Annotated in this window: 12 protein-coding genes; 9 read left to right on the top strand and 3 right to left on the bottom strand. The window is 71.1% G+C overall.

Features of this window, described 5'->3' with window-relative positions:
• Positions 1–9: 9 nt before the first annotated feature.
• Entirely contained in the window at positions 10–1,179 is a 1,170-nt protein-coding gene (locus I4J89_RS51545; protein ID WP_196415840.1) for a glycoside hydrolase family 1 protein, read from the bottom strand.
• 9 nt (positions 1,180–1,188) lie between these two features.
• Complete coding sequence (locus I4J89_RS21625) at positions 1,189–3,348, bottom strand: glycoside hydrolase family 3 C-terminal domain-containing protein (RefSeq protein ID WP_196415839.1); 2,160 nt, start codon at positions 3,346–3,348, stop codon at positions 1,189–1,191.
• A 129-nt stretch (positions 3,349–3,477) separates the two neighbouring features.
• Here I4J89_RS21625 and I4J89_RS21620 point away from each other — a divergent pair, with 129 nt between their 5' ends.
• The 9 genes from I4J89_RS21620 (at position 3,478) to I4J89_RS21580 (ending at position 13,318) form a co-directional block, all read left to right on the top strand.
• Positions 3,478–5,013, top strand: coding sequence for an ABC transporter substrate-binding protein (locus I4J89_RS21620; protein WP_196415838.1), 1,536 nt, complete (start codon positions 3,478–3,480; stop codon positions 5,011–5,013).
• Positions 5,013–5,954, top strand: coding sequence for an ABC transporter permease (locus tag I4J89_RS21615; RefSeq protein ID WP_196415837.1), 942 nt, complete (start codon positions 5,013–5,015; stop codon positions 5,952–5,954). The genes I4J89_RS21620 and I4J89_RS21615 overlap by 1 nt, the downstream gene beginning before the upstream one ends.
• Positions 5,951–7,648: a dipeptide/oligopeptide/nickel ABC transporter permease/ATP-binding protein gene (locus tag I4J89_RS21610; RefSeq protein WP_196415836.1), complete on the top strand. Its 1,698-nt coding sequence runs from the start codon at positions 5,951–5,953 to the stop codon at positions 7,646–7,648. The genes I4J89_RS21615 and I4J89_RS21610 overlap by 4 nt, the downstream gene beginning before the upstream one ends.
• Positions 7,645–8,484 (top strand): ATP-binding cassette domain-containing protein, encoded by an 840-nt coding sequence (locus I4J89_RS21605; RefSeq protein ID WP_196415835.1) that lies wholly within the window; start codon positions 7,645–7,647, stop codon positions 8,482–8,484. The genes I4J89_RS21610 and I4J89_RS21605 overlap by 4 nt, the downstream gene beginning before the upstream one ends.
• Entirely contained in the window at positions 8,481–9,995 is a 1,515-nt protein-coding gene (locus I4J89_RS21600) for a family 20 glycosylhydrolase (protein ID WP_196415834.1), read from the top strand. The genes I4J89_RS21605 and I4J89_RS21600 overlap by 4 nt, the downstream gene beginning before the upstream one ends.
• Positions 9,992–10,651 (top strand): TetR/AcrR family transcriptional regulator, encoded by a 660-nt coding sequence (locus I4J89_RS21595; RefSeq protein ID WP_196415833.1) that lies wholly within the window; start codon positions 9,992–9,994, stop codon positions 10,649–10,651. Before I4J89_RS21600 ends, I4J89_RS21595 begins: the two co-directional genes overlap by 4 nt.
• On the top strand, positions 10,648–11,658 hold the full coding sequence (locus I4J89_RS21590; protein ID WP_196415832.1) for an alpha/beta hydrolase: 1,011 nt from the start codon (positions 10,648–10,650) through the stop codon (positions 11,656–11,658). Before I4J89_RS21595 ends, I4J89_RS21590 begins: the two co-directional genes overlap by 4 nt.
• A gap of 70 nt (positions 11,659–11,728) precedes the next feature.
• A complete protein-coding gene (locus I4J89_RS21585; RefSeq protein ID WP_196415831.1) occupies positions 11,729–12,433 on the top strand; it encodes a hypothetical protein in 705 nt (234 codons plus the stop codon).
• A 72-nt stretch (positions 12,434–12,505) separates the two neighbouring features.
• A complete protein-coding gene (locus I4J89_RS21580; protein WP_196415830.1) occupies positions 12,506–13,318 on the top strand; it encodes a cyclase family protein in 813 nt (270 codons plus the stop codon).
• A 12-nt stretch (positions 13,319–13,330) separates the two neighbouring features.
• Here the strand turns inward: I4J89_RS21580 and I4J89_RS21575 are convergent, their stop codons facing one another.
• Complete coding sequence (locus I4J89_RS21575) at positions 13,331–14,326, bottom strand: hypothetical protein (protein WP_196415829.1); 996 nt, start codon at positions 14,324–14,326, stop codon at positions 13,331–13,333.
• Between the last annotated feature and the right edge of the window lie 34 nt (positions 14,327–14,360).

The raw sequence follows: 14,360 nt of genomic DNA, 5'->3' as shown, positions 1-14,360 counted from the left end.
CGTCCCGGCTCAGGGCGCTCCGGGCAGGAAGCCCGCGCGGGCCAGCTCGCCGTACCAGCGGGCGCTGGGCTTCACCGTGCGGTGGAACGTCTGCCGGTCGACGGCGACCAGGCCGAAAGTGTGCGCCCAGGAGCCCCACTCATAGTTGTCCAGCAGGGACCAGTGCAGGTAGCCGCGTACGTCGACGCCGTCGGAGACGGCCCGGCCGAGGCCGGCGAGGGCCTGTTCGGTGTATTCGCGGCGTTCCCGGTCGTCGGCGGTGGCGATGCCGTTCTCGGTGACCAGGATCGGCACCGGCACCCGCTTCGCGGTGTGCCGGACCGCGGCTTCCAGCGCGCCGGGATAGAACTCCCAGCCGTTCTGGGTGCGGCGCGCCGCCGGGTCGGCCGGCAGCGGCCCGTCCGGGCCGATCACCACCCGGGTGTACGCCTGCACGCCGATGAAATCGTCCTCGCGGGCGGCGTCTAGGAACTGGTCCTCACGCGACCACGCCCACTCCTCGGCGTGGGACTCGGCGCCGGGCGCGGCGTGGAAGGTCTGGTTGGCGACGGTCCAGCCACTGGCCAGCGAACCCAACTCCGCACGGGCCGCGTGGTGGGCGGCGATCAGCGCCTCGGCGATCCGCTGGTCCGGCGGCGGCAGCGCCCCGGCGACCAGGTCCGGGGCGTCGTGGTGCAGCCGGGCCGCCACCATGGCCAGCATGTTCGGCTCGTTGATCGTCACCACCCACGGCACACCGTCGAGGATCGGCCGGACCGCGCGCACATAGCCGGCGAACCGCTGGATGCCGTCCGCACCGGTCCACCCGCCGCCGTGGCGGAACCAGGCGGGCGAGGTGAAGTGGTGCAGGGTGACCACCGGGGTGACACCGCGCTCCAGACAGCCGTCGATCATCCGCCGGTAGTGGTCGAGCGCCGCCCGGGAGATGTGGCCGGCCGCCGGCTCGACCCGGGCCCACTCGATGCCGAACCGGTAGGCGTTCAGGCCGAGGTCGCGCAGGATGTCGAGGTCCTCGCGCCAGCGGTGGTAGTGGTCGCAGGCGTCGCCGCTGCGTTCCGGCAGCGGCGAGCCGGGCAGGTTCTCGATGGCCCACAGGTCGCTGGCGGTGTTGTTGCCTTCCACCTGGTGCGGCGAGGTCGCGGCACCCCAGAGGAACGAGGGGGGAACGGGTACGGGCACGAATGATCCTTAACGGGTCTGGTCAACGAGGGCGGCGATGACGTCCGGGGTGAGGCCGAGACCGAAGGTGCGCAGGGTGATCAGCGGCATGCCGTCGACCATGCGCAGCAGTTCGGGGGCGATCTCGGTGGTCCGCCCGGCCCGGGCCTGCTGGAGGACCCGGCCGAGCAGCGGTCCGCCGACCGGGTGGGCGCGCCACTCGCCGACGGTGGAGGTGGCGGTCAACGGGGGCCGGAACCCGTCGCCGCCGGTGTGCAGTTCGCCGGTGAGGCGGATGTCCCGGGAGGAGGCGCCGACCCGGATCTCGTAGGTGCCGGCGTCGACGGTCCAGCGCTGGTGGCGTACGTCCCAGACGGCCAGGTCTCGCCCGGTGAGCGTGAGTGTCACGTGCCGCGCCTGCCCGGGCTCGATGTTGACCTTGGCGAAGCCGCGCAGGACGCTGCGCGGCCGGCTGGGCGCGGCCTCGGAGAGGCCGGTGTAGAGCTGAACCACCTCCTGCCCGGCGCGTTCCCCGGTGTTGGTGATCGTGCAGCCGATCTCCCAGCGCAGGTCGCCGATCTCGGTGATGCTCAGGTCGGAGTATTCGAAGGTGGTGTAGGTCAGGCCGTGCCCGAACGGGTAGGCGACCGGCACGCCGAGGGTGTCGAAGTGCCGGTAGCCGACGTAGACGCTCTCGCCGTAGACGACCTGCCCGTCACGACCGGGGAAGTGCAGGTGGCTGGGGTGGTCGGCCAGACGCAGCGGGATGGTCTCGGCCAGGCGCCCGGACGGGGAATGTACGCCGAGCAGCAGATCCGCGAGGGCCTCCCCGCCGGCCTGGCCCGGCAGCCAGCCCTCGAGGATCGCGCGGGCCTGGTCGCGCCATTCCGCCACCGACACCACGCCGCCGTTGGCCAGCACCACCACGATGTTCGAATTGACCTCGGCGAGCCGCGCGAGCAGGCGCAACTGGTCGCCGGGCAGCGCGATCGTGGCACGGTCGAAGCCCTCCGACTCGGCGTTCTCGGCGAGGCCGAGCACCAGCACCACGGCGTCCGCGCCCTGGGCCGCGTTGAGCGCCTCGGTGATCAGCTCCTCGGGGGAGGGGCCGCCGTAGCCGGGGGCGAAGGTGATGGCGTCGCCGAGCCTGTCGACCAGCGCCTCCAGGACGGACGACAGAGCGGTGGGCACCACCCGCGAGGAGCCGCCCCCCTGGTAGCGAGGAGTGCGGGCCAGCTCGCCGACCACCGCGAGCCGTCCCGGATCGACGAGCGGCAGGATGGCGCCGTCGTTCTTGAGCAGCACGGCCGCTTCGGTGGCGGCCTGCCGGGCCGGCGAATCGCCGGCTCGCACACCGGTGGACGAGCTGACTCGCTGGTGCAGCAGCGCGAGCCGGGAGCGGACCCGGTTCAGTACGGCCGCGTCGAGGGTGCCGCCGCGGACCGCCGAAGCGATCAGGTGATCGGTGCCGGTCGGCGGCATCTCCACGTCACAGCCGGCCCGGACCGCGGCGACCCGATCGCTGACCGCACCCCAGTCCGAGACGACCACGCCGTCGAAACCCCACTCGCCGCGCAGCACGTCGGTCAGCAGCCAGGAGTTCTCGCTGGCCGGCACCCCGTTGACCCGGTTGTACGCGCTCATCAGCGCCCACGGCCGGGCGGTACGCACCACATGCTCGAACCCGGCGAGGTAGACCTCGCGCAGGGCCCGCTCGTCGACCTCGGCGCTGATCCGCATCCGGTCGCTCTCCTGGTTGTTCACCGCGAAGTGCTTCACGCAGGCCCCGACTCCGGCCGACTGGATGCCCTCGACCATGGCGGCCGCGAGCACCCCGGTCAGGTGCGGATCCTCGGCGAAGTATTCGAAGTTGCGCCCGCCCAGCGGCGACCGCTTGATGTTCATGCCCGGACCGAGCAGCACATCGACCCCGAGCGCGCGGGCCTCGCTGCCGAGGGCCCGCCCGACCCGCCGCACCAGGTCCGGGTTCCAGGTCGAGCCGAGCGCCACCGCGGGCGGGTAGCAGGTCGCCGGGATGCTGTCGCCGATGCCGAGTGCGTCGCCGCCTTCGCGTGCCCGCCGGACCCCGTGCGGACCGTCCGCGAGGGTCAGCGCGGGCAGCCCGTCGTCGCCGGTGGTGTGCCAGGTGTCGCTGCCGGAGGTGAGCGCGGCGCGGCGGTCCAGATCCATGCGGACCCCTTCTGAACAGGGAGAACAACGAGCGTGAAGAAGAATCTACCACTTGGTAGATTTTTCGCTATGCTCGGTGCCGCACCGCGGTACACCGCCGTGTTTCCCCTTCACAACGAGGTGTTGTCCATGAGACGGACCCTGCGCATCGCCACCGGTGTGCTCGCGCTCGGCGCGCTCCTCGCCCTGAACGCGTGTTCCGACAGCGCCGGCGAGTCCGGCGAGAAGTCGAAGACTTTGACGATCGGCACCATGACGCCGGCCCGCAGCATGGACCCGGTCGATTCGGGCGGCGGAAGCATCCCCTTCTACCAGGCCGTCTACGACACGCTGATCAAGCGCGAACCGGACGGCAAGCTCAGCCCGATGCTGGCGAGCGCCTGGAAGTACGACCCGGCCGGTACGCGACTGACGCTCACGGTCCGCGACGGCGTCACCTTCGACGACGGCAAGCCGGTGGACGCGCAGGCGGTCAAGGCCAACCTGGACCGGTTCCGGGCCGCCGGTGCCGCCGAGAACGCGCAGGCGCTGAGCACGAAGTCGGTCGAGGTCGTCGACCCGAAGACCGTGGTCATCACGCTGAACGGGCCGGACCCGGCGCTGCTCGACAGTCTCTCCGACGCGTACGGGTTCATCGCCAACCCGGCGAAGTTCGGGCAGGACAAGCCGTTCGCCACCACACCGGACGGCACCGGGCCGTACCGGTTGAACGCCGAGGCCACCATGGCCGGCACGCAGTGGACGTTCACCCGCAAGGACAAGTACTGGGGACAGGCGCCGCCGTTCGACACGGTGACCATCCACGTCTTCGACAACGAGAACGCCATCGTCAACGGGCTCAAGACCAACCAGATCCGCGCCGCCGTGCTGCAGAGCGTCGACCAGCAGGTGGCCGCCACCTCCGGGACGCGGTTCAAGACCGCGATGCAGGAGATCGACCTCAAGCTGCTCAACATCTTCGATCGCAAGGGCGCCAAGGTTCCCGCGCTCGGTGATCCGCGGGTCCGGCAGGCGATCAACTACGCCATCGACCGGGACGTACTGGTCGAGCAGATCCAGCAGGGCCGCGGCACGGCGACCAGCCAGATGTGGGGCACCCAGGCACCCGGATACGTCAAGGAGCTGGACGGCTTCTACCGGCACGACCCGGCCAAGGCCAAGGCCCTGCTCGCCGAGGCCGGCTACCCCGGCGGCTTCAAGCTCACCCTGCCCCGGCTCACCGCCCTGGTCCCGGACTCCCTCGCCGAGGCGATGAAGTCCGACCTTGCCGCCGTCGGCATCACCCTCACCTGGGACGACCTGGACCGGGTCTCGTTCCTGACCAAGACGTTCCGCGAGTTCAAGTACCCCGGCGTGGTGATGAACGGCGGCCAGCCGGCCAAGGACTGGGCCACGGTCAGCGGCTCGATCCTGCCGAAGACCATCGCCAACCCGTTCGGTGACACCGACGCGACGATCCAGGACCTCACCGCGAAGATCCGGTCCGCCGAGCCGGCCCAGGCCGCGCAGTACACCCAGCAGCTCAACCGGCACATCGTCGAGCAGGCCTGGTACGTGCCGCTCTACCGGATGCAGTACCTGCACGTCACCGTGCCGACGATCACCGTCGTCCCGCAGGCCGGGCTCGCCGTACCCGCTCTGTACAACTACCAGCCAGCTGCCTGATGTTCGGATTCGTTCTGCGGAGGACGGGCGCGGGCCTGCTGCTCGTGCTCGTCATCTCCTTCGTCACCTATCTGCTGCTGTCGCTGCCGGACAACGACGTGGCCCGGACCCTGCTCGGGCCGGACGCGCCGGCCGAACTGGTCGAGGCCACGAACGCGGAGCTCGGCGTGGACCGGCCGGTGCTGGCCCAGTACGCCGACTGGCTCTCCCACGCCGTCCGCGGCGACCTCGGCACCTCCTGGTTCACCAGCGAGAGCGTCGGCACCGCCATTGCCGCCCGGCTCCCGGTCACGCTCAGCCTGATGCTCGGCGTCACCCTGCTGACCGCGCTGGTCGCCTTCGCGCTGGGCGTCTGGGCCGGGGTACGCCGCGGCGCCGCCGATCGGCTGGTCCAGGTCCTCGGTGTCCTCGGCTACGCCCTGCCGGGGTTTCTCGTGACCCTGGTGATCGTGCTGGTCTTCGCCGTCCGGCTCGGCTGGTTCCCGGCCATCGGCTACATCCCGATCACCGACTCGGTCGGCGGCTGGCTGTCCACGGTCACCCTGCCGATCGTGTCGCTGTCCATCGGCGCCGTCGCCGGCACCAGCCAGCAGGTCCGTTCCGCGGTGATCGAGGTGCTGCGCCAGGACTACGTGCGTACGCTGCGCTCCCGCGGCCTGCCCACCCGCAGCATCCTGTTCAAGCACGTGCTGCGCAACGCCTCGGCGCCCGCGCTCACCGTCCTCGGCATGCAGTTCGTCGGCCTGCTCGGCGGCGCCGTCCTGGTCGAGCAGATCTTCGGCCTGCCCGGCCTGGGCAGCATGGCGGTGGCCTACACGACCCGCGGCGACATCCCCGTGATCATGGGTCTGCTGATGGTCACCGTCGCCGGTGTCGTTCTCATCAACCTCGCCGTCGACGTGGCCATCGGCGTGCTCAACCCGAAAGCGAGGCGGGCGTGAGGCGGTTCCTGCGCAATCCGCTCGGCGTCCTGTCGGCCCTCGTACTCCTCCTGGTCATCGGCGCCGCGCTGGCCGCGCCGCTGCTCACCGACGTGCGTCCGGACGCGGCCGCGCTGCGCGACGCCTTCGGCGCGCCCACCGACGGCCATCCGCTCGGCTTCGACTCGGCCGGCCGCGACATCTTCGCCCGGCTGGTCCACGGCGCTAGAAACACCCTGGGCGGTGCGGTGCTCGCGCTGGCCGTGGCGGTCGCGCTGGGCATTCCCGCCGGGCTGATCGCGGGGTACGCCGGACGCTGGTTCGACGCTGTCGCCGGCTGGCTGGTGAACCTGGTCATGGCCCTGCCCGCCATGATCGTGCTGCTCGCCTCCCGCGCCGTGCTCGGTCCCACCGTCTGGGCCCTCATGATCATCCTCGGGGTACTTGCCGCGCCGAGCTTCTTCCGGCTGGTCCGCGGCATCGTCGTCAACGTGCGCGGCGAGCTCTACCTGGACGCCGCCCGGGTCGCCGGGCTGCCGGCCTGGCGGATCATCACCCGGCACGTACTGACCGTGGTCCGCGCCCCGATCATCATCCAGCTCGCCCTGGTCGCGGGCGTCGCCCTCGGCCTGCAGGCCGGCCTGGAGTTCATCGGCGTCGGCTCCAGCGGCAGCCTGCCCACCTGGGGCGCGATGCTCAACGAGGGCTTCCAGTACGTCCAGCGCGCCCCGCGGCTGATGCTCTGGCCCGGCCTCGCGCTCGGCCTGACCAGCGCGGCCCTGGTCCTGCTCGCCGCCGCGCTGCGCGACGCCCTGGAGGACCGGGCCACCGACCCGAAGCCCGTTCGCAAGACCATCGGGGTACGCCCGGCGCGGCTCGACGGGAAGCCGGAGCGGGCCGCCCTGCTCTCGGTCCGTTCGCTCGCCGTGTCCTACCGGCTGCCCGACGGCACCGAACGCGAGGTCGTCCACGATGTCGATCTCGACGTCGAACCCGGCCGGATCGTCGGACTCGTCGGCGAGTCCGGCTCCGGAAAGACCCAGACCGCCTTCTCGATCCTCGGCATCCTCCCCGAGGGCGGACGGGTCAGCGGCGGCAGCATCACGATCAACGGCCCCTCGGGCAGCACCGAGGTCGTCGGTCTGTCGACCCGTGACTGGCGCAAGCTGCGCTCCACCGTCGTCTCCTACGTCCCGCAGGAGCCGATGAGCAACCTCGACCCGTCGTTCACCATCGGTTCCCAGCTCATCGAGCCGATCCGGGTCGCCACCGGGGTGTCCCGCGCCGCCGCCCGGCAACGCGCCCTCGACCTGCTGCGGGCCGTCGAGATCCGGGACCCCGAGCGGGTCCTGCGCAGTTATCCGCACCAGATCTCCGGCGGCATGGCCCAGCGCGTCCTGATCGCCGCCGCCATGGCCGGTGACCCGCGACTGCTGATCGCCGATGAGCCGACCACCGCCCTGGACGTCACCGTGCAGGCCGAGATCCTCGCCCTGCTGCGCCGGCTGCAACGTGAACGTGGCCTCGGTGTCCTGCTGGTCACGCACAACCTGGGCGTGGTGGCTGACCTGTGCGACAGCGTCGCCGTCATGCGCCAGGGCCGCGTCGTCGAGGCCGGCCCGGTCGCCGAGGTGCTCGGCGCGCCGCGGCACGACTACACGCGCTCGCTGGTCGAGGCGGTCCTCGACGAACTGCCCCTCAGGGAGTCCCGATGACCACATCTGCGCTGCTACGGCTCGACCAGGTCCGGGTGAGCTTTCCCGGCAAGGGCTGGCGGGCCCGTCCCACCGAGGTGCTGCGCGGCATCGATCTGGCCGTCGATGCCGGACAGACCCACGGCCTGGTCGGCGAGTCCGGCTCCGGCAAGACCACCATCGGCCGGGCCGTCCTCGGGCTCGTCCCGGTCGCCGCCGGCGCCATCCACCTCGACGGCGCGCCGATCCACGGCCTGACCCCGCGCCGGCGCCGCGCCCTGAGCCGCGACATCCAGGTGATCTTCCAGGATCCGTACACGTCGCTGAACCCGGCACGGCCGGTCGGTGACACCCTCGCCGAACCGCTCTACGGCCAGGGACAGCGTCCCCGCGAGGCCCGCGGGCGGGTGGCCGGTCTGCTGGAACGCGTCGGACTGCCGGCCGACGCCATGCACCGGCTGCCCCGCGAGTTCTCCGGCGGGCAACGCCAGCGGATCGCCATCGCCCGGGCTCTCGCCATCGCGCCCCGGCTGATCGTCTGTGACGAGCCGGTGTCCGCCCTGGACCTCACGACTCAGCGCACCGTGCTGGACCTGCTCCAGGAGATCCAGCGGGACACCGGTGTCGCGTACCTGTTCATCTCCCACGACCTGGCCGTGGTGCGGCACGTCAGCCACGTCGTCTCGGTCATCCGGCACGGCGAGATCGTGGAGACCGGGCCGGCTGAGCGGGTGACCGCGGAACCGCGGCACCCGTACACCCGGCGTCTGCTGCTGTCGGCGCCGGTCGCCGACCCGGAACGGCAGCGACTGCGGCGGGAAGCCTACGAGCGCGAGTTCGCGGGGGAGCGCGGATGAACCCGCCCGTCGTGCCCGTGCCGCAGCGGATCACCTGGACCGCCACCGCGCGGCACCTGGAAGGCGGTGTCCTGCGCGTCTGTGGCCCCTCGCCGCTCGTCGACCGCGTCGCGGACCTCGCTGCCCGGTGCGCCGGGGTGAAGGTGCTGCTCGCCGGACCGGATGACGCCGACGTACTCGTCGACGTCGACCCTTCCTGGCGACCCGATCCGGCATGCGGCGTACCGGCCGGGCTGGATCCGGGCCTCGGCGACGACGAATGCTTCGAGATCGACCGGCGCACGGTCCGGGCCGCCACCGAGGCCGGCGCCTACCGGGCGCTCACCGTGCTCCTGCAGGCCGTCACGCCGGACGGACTTTTGCTCTGCACCGCGGCCGATGCACCGGCGCTGCGCTGGCGCGGCCTCACACTGGACGTGGCGCGGCACTTCCTGACCGTCGCCGAGCTCGAGTCCATCGTCGATCTACTGGCCTGGTACCGGCTGAACGTGCTGCACCTGCACCTGACCGACAACCAGGCCTGGCGGCTGGAGATGCCGGGCCGGCCCGCACTCACCCCGGCCGGCTCCGGCAGCTACACCGCCGCCGACATCGCCGGACTGGCCGAGTACGCGCGCCGGCGGCACATCACGCTGCTCCCGGAAATCGACATGCCGGGACACGTGCGGGCCGTGCTCACGGCGTACCCCGGATTGGCCGGCGAACAGGCGGCCGCGCTGCCCGGGCTCGGCCACCTGCGGCCCGGCGTTCCCGCCGCGGTGGAGTTCGCCGAGGAGGCCGTGGATCTGCTCTGCTCACTGGTGCCGACGCCGTATGTGCACGTCGGCGGGGACGAGGCGTTCAGCATGGACCCGCGGGAGTACGCCGCGTTCGTCCGGCTGCTGCACCGGCGGGTGCACGCCAACGGCAAGCGGCCGGTGGCCTGGCAGGAGGCCTCCCGGGCCCGCTCCTTCACCGCCGGTGACGTGCTGCAACAGTGGATCTCCCCGGGCGACGCGCCCGGGCCGGAAGTGCTCGATCGGCTGCCGCCTGAGTACGCCGGGTTCCGCGACGTGCTGGCGGCGACGTTCGACGAGGCGCCGCAGGACCTGCCCCGCACGATCGCCGACGGCGCCTCGGTGCTGCTGTCGCCGAGTTACCCGTTCTACCTCGACCGCCGGTACGCCGAACCGTCCGCCGACGCGTCCCAGGAAGCGCTGATGTCGCGTCTCGGGCACGCCGGCTATCCCGCGGAGCGTACCTCCGTGCTTTATGACTGGGTCTGGGATGACGTGCCCGGCATCGCCGGCGCCCAGGCGGCCCTCTGGGCCGAGACGATCGATGACTTCGCCGATCTGGCCGCGTTGCTGCTGCCGCGCCTGCCGGTGCTGGCGGAGCTGATGTGGAACCGGCAGCGGCAGCCGTGGCCGCGGGTCGCGGCCCGGATCGCCGCGCACGCGCGGGTCTGGAACCGGCTCGGATTGAGCGGCTACTACCGTTCGGTTGACGTTTTTCCCGAGGAGACGCTGTGACCCAGACACCGGAACGCCTCACCAAGGGCGAACGGACCCGCCGGCGGATCCTGCACACCGCTCTGGAGATCTTCGCCGAGCGCGGGTACGCCGGGGTGTCGCTGCGCGAGGTCGCCTCCCGCGCCGGCATCACCCACGCCGGGCTGCTGCACTACTTCACCGGCAAGGACGACCTGCTGCTGACCATGATGATCGAACGGGACCGGGCCGAGATAGAGGCGATCCGGAGCTATGTCGCGGCCGGCACCGGACCGTCGTCGGTCGAGCAGATCATCGTCCGGTGGATGATCCGGGACATCGCCCGCAACCAGAGCCGCCCGGACATCGCACCGCTGTTCGTCAAACTCTCCACCGAGGCGACCGAGAGCGGCCACCCGGCGTACGACTACTTCCGCGGCCGCTACATCCGGCTGCGTGAGACGCTTGCGCGCGGATTCGCGTACGAGTTCGCCGCCGCCGAACCGCCGGTGGAAGGTCGCGATCCGGGGCTGTGCGCGCAGCAGTTCATCGCCCTCGCCGACGGGTTGCAGGTGCAGTGGCTGCTGGACCCCGAGTCCACCGACATGGTCGCGTCGCTGCTCGACTACCTGGGCATCCTCGGCATCGACGCGGAGGGGTGGGCGGACATCGCGGTGCCCGAGGACCGGTCGGCATGACCATCCTCCTGATCTTCGCGGCCGTCGTGGTTCTTCTGGTGCTCGGCGTCTGGCTGGCGTTCCGGCTCAGCCCCTGGCCGCTGGTCCTGATCATCCGGCACATGCCCGCTCTGTCCGGGGAAGGCATCAACGAGCGGCTGGAGCCGTACGTGCCCGACGGGGTCGTCAGCGTCCTCGACGAACGCTACGACCCGGCCGACCGGGACGGCTTCCTCGACGTGTTCCGGCCGGCCGGACCGGCCGGCGCGCTGCCGACGATCGTCTGGGTGCACGGCGGCGCCTTCATCGCCGGTACGCGCGTCGACCTGCGCAACTATCTGCGGATCCTCGCCGGCCGTGGGTTCACGACGGTCGGGATCGAGTACTCGCACGCCCCGGAACGGCGGTATCCGACACCGGTTCTCCAGGTGACCGCGGCCCTGGCGCATCTTCAGCGCAACGCTTCCCGGTTGGGCGTGGACCCGGACCGGATCGTGCTGGCCGGGGACTCGGCCGGAGCCCAGATCGCCGCACAGACCGCACTCGCGCTGTGTGACCCGTCCTTCGCCGCGAAGGCTCAGCTGCCCATCATCGCGCCGCCGGTCGGTATCCGCGCCACCGTGCTGGCGTGCGGTCCGTACGACCTTCGTCTGCCCGACTACCAGGGCGAGTACGGCCGGTTCCTGAAGGCGATCATGTGGGCGTACACCGGGAAGAAGAACTTCCAGGACGACCCGCGCTTCGCCTACGCGTCCCTGCCGCAGCAGGTCACCGGTCAGTTCCCGCCGGCCTTCCTGACCGTGGGCAACGGTGATCCGTTGCGCCGGCACTCGGTGGCGCTGGCCGAGGCGTTGCGCGCTCAGGGCGTGCCGGTGGACGCGCTGTTCTACGCCGACGATCACCAGCCGCTGCTCGACCACGAGTACCAGATCGACGTCGGCACCGAGGCGGGAGCGGCGGCGCTGGAACGCATCGTCGCGCACGTCGAGGCGTACACCAGCGACCGCGACCGCCGCGCGGCGCGCTAGGCCTGGCGCGGGCGATCGTGACCCAGTTAGATGGATGCATGGCCGACCGCCCGATGGGGCATTCCCCAGCATGTCTTCCGTCCTGCTGAGTCGCGCCGCGGGTGCCTGGCTGCTGTGCGTCTCGCTCGCGGCGTGCAGCGCCGCCGACGTCACCCAGGCCTCACCCGCCGGATCGTCACCAGCGCCGGCCGTCACCGCCACCTCCGATCCGGCCGCCGGCCGGGGAATCCCGTCCGCCGCGCTGCTCCAGCCGCAGGACCTGCAGGGTGCGGAGGGGGAGCCGCTGGAACAGGGCGAGCTGGCCTACGTACGACCGCTGCGCCCGTGCGGCGACGACCCGTATCCGAGCGACGACACCCGCACCGACGCGATCGCCTTCCGGTTCGTCATCTATCCCACCGCCGGCACCGGCGCCGCCCCGGCCGTGGTCACCGAGTTCATCGGGCGGCACGCGCCCGGCGGTGCGGCCGAGCAGTTCGACGAGGTGAGCACGGCGCTGAAGCGGTGCCCGGGCGGGCTGGGCAAGGGCGAGCGGCGGTGGACGGTCCTCGACACGGGACTCGCCGGCGACGAGTCGGTCCTGGTCCGCATCGATCAGAAGGTCAGTTACGCCGATGAGGAGCCGAGTGTGGTCGGGCACTATGCGGCGCTGGCCCGCTCGGCCGACGTGATCGTCACGGTGACCGACCTGGGCTGGGAGAACACGGGTGGTTCCGAGAAGCTGGTGCGAGACCTGCTCGGCAAGGCGGTCGAACGGTCCGGCGCGATCAGCTGATAAGGCTGTGCTGGAGACTGTCCGAAGTGCACCATGGTGGCGTACCCCAAGCCGAGCTGAGGGAGCAGACCCATGTGCATCGAGCCGGGCGCCCATGCCACCCCGAGCAATGCCAGCCTGACCCGCCGAGCGGCACTCGTCGGAGGTGCCGCCCTCGCCGCCTCCGCCGCCCTGCCCGCACCGGCCCAGGCCGGGCAGCGGCATGGCCTGCGCGACCTCACCTATCCGCTGGGGCCGGCGTTCCCGGCGTTCGCGCCCGGTGAGGAAGCGAGCCGCCGCACCGTCACCACGATCGAGGACGACGGGTACTACATGCAGGAGTGGCGGGTCATCGAGCACATCGGCACCCATGTCGACGCGCCCGCCCACTTCACCCGGGGCGGCCGGGTGTCGACCGAGCTGCGCCCCAGCGAGCTGATCGTCCCGGCCGTGGTCATCGACATCGCCGACCGGGCACGCCGGGACGCCGACACGGTCGTCACCGTGAACGATCTCCGCGGGTTCGAGCGCCGGTACGGCCGCATCCCGAAGGGCGCGGCCGTGCTGATGTACTCCGGCTGGGGCGCCAAGGTCGGCGACCCGGACGCGTACCGGGGCACCGACGCCGCCGGCACGCTGCACTTCCCCGGCTTCAGCCCGGACGCCTGCGAGTGGCTGCTGCGCCATCGTGAGATCGGCAGCCTGGGCGTCGACACGCTCAGCATCGACCCGGGCAACTCGGCCACATTCGAGACCCACCTGATCCTCACCGGCGCCGACCGCTACGGCCTGGAGAACCTCGCCAACCTCGATCGCATCCCGAGGCAGGGCGCCACCATCTTCGTGGGCCTCATCCCGTACGAGGGCGGCTCCGGCGGCCAGGCACGCGTTCTGGCCACCTGGTGACCCGGGGGTTGATCAGCCCTCGCTGCAATCCCCGACCGTATTCCTGTGCAGGAACCTGCTTTGCAGCATGCCGACGCGGAGCACCTGACCGGCACTACTCAGAACGACCACACTGATCTCGGTGGTCCGCATCGAGTCGGCGACGGTGACCAACGATATGAGTGCGTCCTCGGAAAGCTTCCGAAGCCCGGACCGGTCCATGATCCACGCCCCTACCGGGTCGTGAAAGATGATCGCCTCCGTGGTCCAGGCCGGCTCGCCGAAGGGATTCAGGCCGAATGCGCCGACCACGTCGATGTCCAGGGACGAACATGGCGGCATGTCACCGGGCAACAGGGCGATGGCCCGGCCGTGGTTGATGACGATCAGCGAGGTCAGGGTCGACATGGACCGGTTCTGAATGGTCAGCAGCCCGGCATCGGGTGACCATGGTGCGTCCCGCCACGCCAGCCGTGAGGCGAAACGTTGCTCGAAGCGCTGGGTCTCCTGATGCGTGGAGATCGCGGCGCGACGGGTGGCGTCACGTTGATCCCGGAGCGCGAGAAGCGCGAGCCAGAGCCCCGGAACGCTTATCAACACGGCCGTGATCGACGTCCAGGTCTGTACGCGAACCATCAAGTCGGCACGGGAGTCGCCTCGGCCTCTGCTGGCCCGCGCAGTCGTGGAGGACATTTCCACCTCGCCGAGGAAGAGGATTCCATGGGTGATGTGGACGAGATTATGGACGCGCGCTGAATCCACTCTGGAAATGCTCTGACAGATGGTTGGGTAGTTCCCGGAAGATTGCTGGACGCAGCGATGGTGGGACGCGGTCGGGCAGCGCCGATCCGGCCGTGATGGAACCATGGTGATATGACGCCTGACGAGCACGCCGTGCGCGCTGAGGAACTCGCTGCCGAAGCCGAGGAGCTTTACGCCGACCTCCGCCGCGATGTCGAAGCGGGTGGCGCCGTCGACGACACGTTGTGGAGGTTCCTGGACACCACGATCAGCCTGGGCAACCTGCACGCGTCGGCCGCCCAGCGGCCCGCTCCGGCATGAC

This window comes from Actinoplanes aureus (assembly GCF_015704865.1).
GTDB lineage: Bacteria > Actinomycetota > Actinomycetes > Mycobacteriales > Micromonosporaceae > Actinoplanes > Actinoplanes aureus.
The sequence above is the reverse complement of the archived record's forward strand: the minus strand, read 5'-3'. Positions and strand labels throughout refer to the sequence as shown.